This is a genomic window from Marinimicrobium sp. UBA4209, from assembly GCF_002381585.1.
Classification (GTDB): domain Bacteria; phylum Pseudomonadota; class Gammaproteobacteria; order Pseudomonadales; family Cellvibrionaceae; genus Marinimicrobium; species Marinimicrobium koreense.
Genome location: NZ_DFTP01000054.1, coordinates 19684 through 27691, shown reverse-complemented (window position 1 = coordinate 27691; position 8008 = coordinate 19684). Strand labels below are relative to the sequence as shown.

Sequence of the window (8008 nt, the reverse complement as noted above, 5' to 3'; positions counted from 1 at the left end):
CCCATGTGCAGCTTGCCGCTGGGGTAGGGGAACATGGACAGGCAGTAGAACTTTTCGCGGCTGCGATCTTCCACGACCTTGAAGGTCTGATGCTCGTCCCAGTAACTCTGGGCCTGGGTTTCGACATGCGCGGGATGATATTGCTCTTCCATCGGGGTGTTGGGCCTGTTTCGGTCTGCGAAATGGTAAAAGGCGCAATTATAGAGCCTTGGGGGCGATAAAGCGAAGGGCCGCGGACGCCGTTTGATTATGGTAAGCTCTGGTCGCCTATAAACAGAACAATTGCCCCACAACAGAGGGAGTTTCCATGAGAGAGAGTCTTAGGTTTTATACTGTCCTGAGCGTGCTGCTGTGCCTGCCCCTTGTGGCTCAGGCCCAGAGTGAGCGCCCACAATCTCCGTTCCGGATCTGGTCCGAGCAGGCGCCCGTCGAGCCGGACCGTGAGCATATTCGCAATGACCGTGTCGTGGCGGTCGATAACCCCAGCATCACCCCCTTTTGGCCGGAAAAGCCGAATGGCGCGGCCGTCGTGATTTTTCCGGGCGGTGGCTATAAGTGGCTGGCGTATGAAAAAGAGGGCGTCAAGGCGGCGCGCTGGCTGAATGAGCTAGGGGTGGCTGCCTTTGTGGTCAAATACCGCCTTGAGGACTACGGCCACCCGGCACCGCTGCTGGACGGCCTGAGGGCAGTTCGGTATGTGCGGGTGCATGCCGCCACCTGGGGGGTGGACCCGGAACGCATTGGCGTACTGGGCTTTTCGGCCGGAGGACATCTAGCGGGCAGCGTGGCGCTTCGCTCAGGGTTTACCCACGAAAGTCTGAAGGACGACCCCTGGGGGCGGGTCAGCGCACGGCCGGATTTCGCCATGCTGCTCTACCCGGTGGCGACCATGGAGGACCCCTATACCCATAAGGGATCCCGGCAGGCGTTGCTGGGGGAAGAGCCGAGTGCGCAGGATCGCGCTGAACACTCTCTGGAAAATCAAGTCAAACCGGGAGCACCGCCCCTGTTTCTGGTGCACGGCAACGGCGATCAGAGTGTACCGGTGGCCAACAGCCTGCAGCTCTATCAAGCGGCGCGGCCCCACAGCCCGGCCTCGGAACTGCACATTTACCAGACCGATCGCCACGGTTTTGGCCTGGAGCCCAATGAGGGCACCGCCTCCAATTGGCCCCGCGCCGCCGAGGATTGGCTGCGGCTGAACGAAGTGTTGGGCGAGTAGGTAGACTGTAACGGCGGATGCGCTTCGCNNCTTCGCTTATCCGCCCTACGCAACCTCCGAGCCACCCGTAGGGCGGATAAGGGCGCAGCCCGCATCCGCCGCAACCCAACTCTAAAAGCACCATAAATACAGAGAGAACCAGAACAATGACATCAACCTCTTTTTTACACAGCCTCACCCCCTTACTGGCCGCCGCTGCCCTCCTGGTTGGCTGCGCCACCCAGGCCCCCGTCGAAGAGGCGACCAAGCCCACCCTGTTCCTGGTCGGCGACTCCACCATGGCGGACCAGCCGAAAGAAAAATACCCGGAAACCGGCTGGGGCCAAGCGCTGCCGGAATATCTGACCGACAACATTGAAGTGGAAAACCACGCCAAAAACGGACGCAGCACCAAGAGTTTTATCGACGAGGGGCGCTGGGAGGCCGTCATGGAGCGGCTTCAGGCGGGGGATTTCGTGGTGATGGGCTTCGGCCATAACGACCAGAAAGACTACGATGAAACCCGCTACGCCGCCCCCTGGACGGACTATCGGTCCAACCTGGAGCGGATGGTCGATGACGTATTGGCCCGGGGCGCTAAGCCCATCCTGGTCACCTCCATTTACCGCCGGGCATTCACCGATGACGGGCAGCCCGAAGCCACCCTGGGTGACTACCCGGAGGTGACCCGCGCCGTCGCCAGCGAGCGGGGCGTGCCTCTGGTGGATCTGAATGTCATGACCCGCCAGCTGCTGCTGGATGCCGGCGTAGCGGGGTCAGCCAACATCTATATGCAGATTCCGGCAGGCGAGTACGCCAACCTGCCCGATGGCAAAGACGACAATACCCACCTGCAGCGCCGGGGCGCCCGACAGGTCGCGGAGCTTTTCGTCCAGGGCGTCCGCCGTCAATCCTTGCTTCTAGCCGACTACATTCGCTGATTTTCGCCCGGCCCGAGGGGCCGGAGTAGGTCGGATTAGCGCGCAGCGCGTAATCCGACAGCAGCGCCGACTGGTGTGTAGACCCTGAGAGTGTCGGATTACGCTGCGCTCCGAAGCTTCGGACCGATCCGACCTACCTGGACTGCTCCGCCTCAGATCGGGCGAGATGGTGGCTCCAGCTCAATTTAGATGGGGCAGAGGCCATAACCCTATTGCTATCGGTCGCCACTTCGCATACAATCGCCGCCCTTGAAAAACCGAACCAACGACGCAAGCCCCGGAAAGCGCCCTGTTCGCTGCTTCGTGTCGTCCAAACTGAGTATTTGGAGCAACTATGTACGCAATTTTTGAAAGTGGTGGCAAACAGCACCGCGTCGTGGAAGGGGAAACCCTCAAGCTGGAAAAAATCGAAGTCGCCACCGGTGAAACTGTGGAATTCGACAAGGTTTATCTGGTTGCCAATGGCGACGACGTTAAAGTGGGCGCTCCCGTCGTAGACGGCGCCAAAGTGACCGCCGAAGTGGTCAGCCACGGTCGTGGCGAAAAGGTGCGGATCATCAAGTTCCGTCGCCGTAAGCACTCCATGAAGCGTCAGGGCCACCGTCAGTGGTTCACTGAAGTGAAAATCACTGGAATCAAAGGTTAAGAGGAGTTTAGACAATGGCTCACAAAAAAGCAGGCGGTAGTACGCGCAACGGGCGCGATTCCGAAAGTAAACGCCTTGGCGTTAAAGTATACGGTGGCCAGGCCATCCCCGCCGGCGGCATCATCGTTCGCCAGCGCGGCACTCAATTTCACCCCGGTGTGAATGTGGGTATTGGTAAGGACCACACCCTGTTCGCCAAGGCCGAAGGCCGGGTGAAGTTTGAAACCAAAGGTGAGAAAAACCGTAAGTTCGTCAGCGTCGAAGTCGCTTAAGACGTCCTTAAATACGGTTGTCGCCCTCGGGCGAACACACCTCGGAAAGCCCTGTCGAACTATCGATGGGGCTTTTTTGTTATAAGTTGTCGGATGGACTTGCGTCGAGTTGGGAGGGGGCCTTGAAGGGGAACACCCTTTCGAGACACGCCGTGAATACATCCCTGTAGGCTCGCATCGCGGGTCCCCCGCTCCACGGTCTCGAAAGGGTGTTCCCCTTCAAGGCCTTTACCTTCGGAGCAAGCTGCTACTTAAGTTGGTTGAAGTCGCTTTTTTAAGGCCAATTTGAGCGAACAAGCTGGAATTTGGCACTTAGGGTCGATGCTGGGTATGGTCTTCCAAGACCGTAGAGCGGGGGACCCGCGATCCGAGCCCCCATGGATGGGTTTACGGCGTGTCTTGGAAGACCATACCCAGCAGCGGCCCGGCCGCAATAGTGGCACCCTTAAAGTTAGATCAACCCTGTCGGGAGTAAGAAAGTGAAATTTGTAGATGAAGCGCCCATTCACGTCGAAGCGGGCAAAGGCGGCAACGGTTGCCTCAGCTTCCGACGGGAAAAATTTATTGCCAAAGGTGGCCCCGATGGTGGCGATGGTGGCGACGGCGGGAGTGTGTACCTGGTGGCTGACGAAGCCCTCTACACCCTCATCGACTATCGGTTCCAGCCCCGCTACCGCGCCCAAAATGGCGAAAAAGGTGGGAGTAAAAACTGCACCGGCAGCAAAGGCGAAGACCTGCTGTTGCCGGTACCCGTCGGCACCACCGTCATCGATAGCGACACCGGCGAACAGCTTGGCGACCTGACCGAAATCGGCCAGAAGCTCAAAGTCGCCCAGGGCGGCTTTCACGGGCTGGGGAACACCCGGTTCAAATCCAGCGTCAACCGCGCGCCCCGGCAGACCAGCCATGGTACCGAAGGCGAAATGCGCAACCTCAAGCTGGAACTGAAAGTATTGGCCGACATCGGTTTGCTCGGGCTGCCCAATGCCGGCAAATCCAGCTTCATTCGCGCCATCAGCTCCGCCAAACCGAAAGTGGCCGACTACCCCTTTACCACCCTGGTGCCCAACCTCGGTGTGGTCAAAGTACAGAAACATCGCAGCTTTGTCGTGGCCGACATTCCGGGGTTGATTGAGGGCGCCGCCGATGGCGCCGGTCTTGGGATTCGCTTTCTCAAGCACCTCACCCGCTGCCGGGTGTTGTTGCATATCGTCGACATGGCGCCGCTGGACGACTCTGATCCGGTCCAGCAGGTGCGCACCATTGCCAACGAGCTGGAGAGTTTCAGCCCGACCCTGGCCACGCGGGAGCGCTGGTTGTTGTTGAATAAAATCGACCTGCTGCCGGAGGATGAAGCCGACGCGCGCTGCCAGGCCCTGGTGGACAAGCTCGGTTGGGAAGGGCCGGTGTTCCGTATCTCGGCGCTGCAACGGCAGGGCACAGAGCCCCTGTGCGGCGAGCTGATGACGCATCTGGAAAACATCTGGGAAACCGAATCCGAAAATGAAGAGGCCCGCGAGCGCGAGGCGCAATTCCAGGCAGATATGGCTGCGGAAGTGCGCGAACGTGTCGAGGAGCTTCGTTTGCGTCGCCGTGCGGCACGTAAGGGTGACGACGATGATGACGACTTCGATGATGACGATTATGATGTCGAAGTAGAATACGTACGTTAAACGGAACCCTTTCAACATGGCAGACAGAAGTTCGGTAACCACCACTCAGCGCTGGGTCGTTAAAATTGGCAGTTCCCTGCTGACCAACGATGGCCGAGGGCTCGATGTCCGCGCGATTAACGACTGGGTGGCGCAAATGGCCGAACTGCGTCATGCCGGTGTCGAGATTGTATTGGTTTCTTCCGGCGCGGTGGCCGCCGGCCTGACCCGGCTCGGCTGGACGCGTCGCCCGACCGCGGTGCATCAGCTGCAGGCCGCTGCGGCGGTCGGCCAGATGGTGCTGGTGCAGACCTACGAAAGCGCCTTCCAGCAATACGGTCTGCACACCGCTCAGGTGCTGCTCGACCACGATGACCTCTCGTCCCGCCAGCGCTACCTGAATGCCCGCTCCACGTTGCGCACGCTGCTCGATCTGGGCGTGTTGCCCGTCGTGAATGAAAACGACACCGTGGTCACCGATGAAATCCGGTTTGGTGATAATGACACCTTGGGTGCGTTGGTGGTCAACCTGATTGAAGCGGATCTACTGGTCATTCTGACGGACCAGTCCGGCATGTACGACAGCGATCCGCGCTCCAACCCCGACGCGAAGCTGCTGCCGGAATTGTCCGCGAATGATCCGACCCTGGAAGCCATGGCCGGCGGAGGCGGTGCCCTCGGGCGCGGCGGTATGTTGACCAAAGTTAGGGCGGCGCGGGTCGCCGCTCGCTCGGGTGCCGATACCCTGATCCTCGGCGGACGCACCGAGCGGGCGCTGCTGCGTGCCCGGGCGGGCGAACCGCTGGGAACGCTGCTGCACGCCGGGCAGGAACCACAGGCGGCGCGTAAGCGCTGGATCGCCGGTCAGTTGCAGACCCGTGGCACCCTGGTTTTGGATGAGGGGGCGGTCAAGATTCTGCGGGAGAAAGGTCGCAGCCTGCTGCCGGTGGGCGTCAAATCAATCCGGGGGGCTTTTACCCGGGGCGATATGGTGGTGTGTGTCGGACCCGATGGGACGGAAGTTGCCCGGGGTCTGGTCAATTATTCCGCTGATGAGGCGCGCAAGATTCTCGGTCGACCCAGTGGCGATATTCTGGCTTTACTGGGTTACAAGGACGACGATGAACTGATTCACCGGGATAACCTGGTACTCACGGAAGGGTAGGCTATGAACTGGAAATGGGCCCGTCGGCTGGTAAATTTCTGGCCACCGTTGTTTTTTGCCGGTATCAAAGCGACGTTTATCAGTGAAGATTTTCGGCGTATCGAAGTGGTTTTAAAGCGCCGCTTCCACACCCGCAATATGGTGGGTACCCAGTTTGGTGGCAGCCTGTTTGCCATGACCGATCCCTGGTACATGATGATGCTGACCTACAACTTGGGGCGGGATTATTTTGTCTGGGACAAAAGCGCCCATATTGATTTTATTGCCCCGGGGCGTACAGCCGTCAAGGCGGAGTTCTCGCTGGATGATGCCACCCTTGAACGAATTCGAGAGCACACCGCTGACGGAAAAAAGTACCTGCCCAATTTTGCCGTCGATATTGTCGATGAGCACGGGCATTTGGTGGCGCGAGTGCATCGAACGATTTACGTCCGGGCCAAGCCACATAGGCGCCCTGGCTCCTGACTCCCCGTCGGGTAATCAGGCGGGGATGGTGCGCTCCGCCGCCCACGCCCACAACTGCTTCAGCGGCTCTGCCATCACCACCGAGAGTGGGCTGGTGTTGCCTATCTCCCTCAGAATGCACTCGGTACGAATCCCGTCTCGCCCCTCGCTGTAGCGCGCAGCGACAATGGCCTGCTCAATCTCGGCACCGCTAAAACCGTCGCTCGCTTCACTCAACAGTGCCAGGTCAAACTGCTCGGGGTTCAAATCCCGCTTGCGTAGGTGAATGTCAAAAATTGCCCGGCGCACGTCGGCATCGGGTAGATCGACAAAAAAGATCTCGTCGACCCGACCTTTGCGAATCAGCTCCGGTGGCAGCTTGCTGATATCGTTGCTGGTGGCGGTGAAAAAGACCGAGTTTTTGCGCTCCGCCATCCAGGTGAGCAGGGTGCCGAGCATCCGTCGTGAGGTGCCGTCGTCACTGTTGCCCTGTGCCAGGCCCTTTTCGATTTCATCCAGCCAGAGAACGCAGGGCGCCATGGCATCCGCCATCGCCAAAGCTTCGCGCAGGTTGCGTTCGGTTTCACCGTGGTACTTGTTGTACAGAGCGCCAATGTCCAGGCGCAGCAACGGCAGGTTCCAGGTGCCGGCCACGGCCTTTGCGGCCAGGCTTTTGCCGCCACCCTGGACCCCGAGCAACAGGATGCCCCGGGGTTGTTCTATTCCCGGGTCCCGGCTGTGAAAGGCCTTGCCGCGAGCCTCCAGCCAGCGCTTTAGGTTGTGTAATCCCGCCACCTGGGAGAAGTCGGCTGTCTCGTACTCGTAACTCATGACCCCGCCCATATCCAGCAGGGAAAACTTGGCTTTATTGACCGCCGGCAGATCCTCTTCGGTGATGGCGCCGTCCTGCCATATGGCCACCCGCACCAATCGTCGTACATCGCTGGCGCTCAATCCCTGGAGGTTGGCCATCAGTCGGCGCAGGGTATTGTTGTCGGTTTTGATGCGCTTCTGACCGTTCTGCTCGGCGTAGTGACGCGCCTCTTCCCGGATGATCGCCAGAATGCGTTCGTCCGTGGGCAGAGACAGTTGGAAGGAGGCGCTGTAGCGGCTGATTTCCGGCGGCAGCGTCAGCCGGTGACTCAGCAACACGATGGCATGGGGTGTCTGCTCGTGTTTAAGCGCAATGTCCTTGAGAAGACGCACAGTATGGGGTTGATCGTTCAGGTAGGGGTGCAAATCGCACAGCAGATAAATTCCCGGCGTATCCTGTGCCTTGATGTGCTCCAGCACTTCGGCCGGCTCCTGATGTTCACGCCCTTTGGGAACCAATTGGGGGCCGAAACCCATCGTGGTCAATCCGTCGGTCACCGACCAGCGATACAGCGGCCGCGCTTTATCCCGCGCGACCCGCTGGAGTAAGTTGATGGCCTTGTTTTCTTCATGAGTCTCAATGACCACCAGCGGGACTTTGGAGTCCAGCATCAGCGACAGATCGTGTGCGTCTTGCATCTTATTGATGTTCCTTAACTGAAAAGTGACGCTGAAACGATAGGAAGCGGCGTCTCGCTTGTCAATAGGCGAAGAGGGGTAACGGCGGATGCGCTTCGCCCCGATGCATCGGACCGATCCATCTTATGTGACGGGTGGTGTGGCAACGGCGGATGCGCTTCGCTTATCCGCCCTA

8 protein-coding genes are annotated in these 8008 nt (G+C 59.5%); 7 read left to right on the top strand and 1 reads right to left on the bottom strand.

What is annotated here, in order from left to right:
* Positions 1 to 307: 307 nt before the first annotated feature.
* From B3187_RS08025 to B3187_RS07995, 7 genes are all read left to right on the top strand, one after another.
* Positions 308 to 1222, top strand: a complete 915-nt coding sequence (locus B3187_RS08025) for an alpha/beta hydrolase (RefSeq protein WP_286805628.1) — start codon at positions 308 to 310, stop codon at positions 1220 to 1222.
* Between the two features lie 146 nt (positions 1223 to 1368).
* Positions 1369 to 2142, top strand: coding sequence for a rhamnogalacturonan acetylesterase (locus B3187_RS08020; RefSeq protein ID WP_286805627.1), 774 nt, complete (start codon positions 1369 to 1371; stop codon positions 2140 to 2142).
* A 334-nt stretch (positions 2143 to 2476) separates the two neighbouring features.
* Complete coding sequence (gene rplU / locus B3187_RS08015; RefSeq protein WP_024460890.1) at positions 2477 to 2788, top strand: 50S ribosomal protein L21; 312 nt, start codon at positions 2477 to 2479, stop codon at positions 2786 to 2788.
* Between the two features lie 14 nt (positions 2789 to 2802).
* Positions 2803 to 3060: a 50S ribosomal protein L27 gene (rpmA, locus tag B3187_RS08010; RefSeq protein WP_024460889.1), complete on the top strand. Its 258-nt coding sequence runs from the start codon at positions 2803 to 2805 to the stop codon at positions 3058 to 3060.
* Positions 3061 to 3539: 479 nt separating this feature from the next.
* Positions 3540 to 4733, top strand: a complete 1194-nt coding sequence (gene cgtA, locus B3187_RS08005; protein WP_286805625.1) for an Obg family GTPase CgtA — start codon at positions 3540 to 3542, stop codon at positions 4731 to 4733.
* Between the two features lie 16 nt (positions 4734 to 4749).
* Positions 4750 to 5877 (top strand): glutamate 5-kinase, encoded by a 1128-nt coding sequence (gene proB, locus B3187_RS08000; RefSeq protein WP_286805623.1) that lies wholly within the window; start codon positions 4750 to 4752, stop codon positions 5875 to 5877.
* Between the two features lie 3 nt (positions 5878 to 5880).
* Positions 5881 to 6342 carry a DUF4442 domain-containing protein gene (locus B3187_RS07995; RefSeq protein ID WP_286805621.1) on the top strand — a complete coding sequence of 154 codons (462 nt, stop codon included), beginning with the start codon at positions 5881 to 5883 and terminating at the stop codon, positions 6340 to 6342.
* Positions 6343 to 6357: 15 nt separating this feature from the next.
* Here the strand turns inward: B3187_RS07995 and B3187_RS07990 are convergent, their stop codons facing one another.
* Positions 6358 to 7833 (bottom strand): AAA family ATPase, encoded by a 1476-nt coding sequence (locus B3187_RS07990; RefSeq protein ID WP_286805619.1) that lies wholly within the window; start codon positions 7831 to 7833, stop codon positions 6358 to 6360.
* Between the last annotated feature and the right edge of the window lie 175 nt (positions 7834 to 8008).

What these genes read in the sequence shown, in the direction of transcription:
- B3187_RS08025 (WP_286805628.1), top strand. Translation starts at nt 308, where the DNA reads ATGAGAGAGAGTCTTAGGTTTTATACTGTCCTGAGCGTGCTGCTGTGC.
- B3187_RS08020 (WP_286805627.1), top strand. Translation starts at nt 1,369, where the DNA reads ATGACATCAACCTCTTTTTTACACAGCCTCACCCCCTTACTGGCCGCC.
- rplU (WP_024460890.1), top strand. Translation starts at nt 2,477, where the DNA reads ATGTACGCAATTTTTGAAAGTGGTGGCAAACAGCACCGCGTCGTGGAA.
- rpmA (WP_024460889.1), top strand. Translation starts at nt 2,803, where the DNA reads ATGGCTCACAAAAAAGCAGGCGGTAGTACGCGCAACGGGCGCGATTCC.
- proB (WP_286805623.1), top strand. Translation starts at nt 4,750, where the DNA reads ATGGCAGACAGAAGTTCGGTAACCACCACTCAGCGCTGGGTCGTTAAA.
- B3187_RS07995 (WP_286805621.1), top strand. Translation starts at nt 5,881, where the DNA reads ATGAACTGGAAATGGGCCCGTCGGCTGGTAAATTTCTGGCCACCGTTG.
- B3187_RS07990 (WP_286805619.1), bottom strand. Translation starts at nt 7,833, where the DNA reads ATGCAAGACGCACACGATCTGTCGCTGATGCTGGACTCCAAAGTCCCG.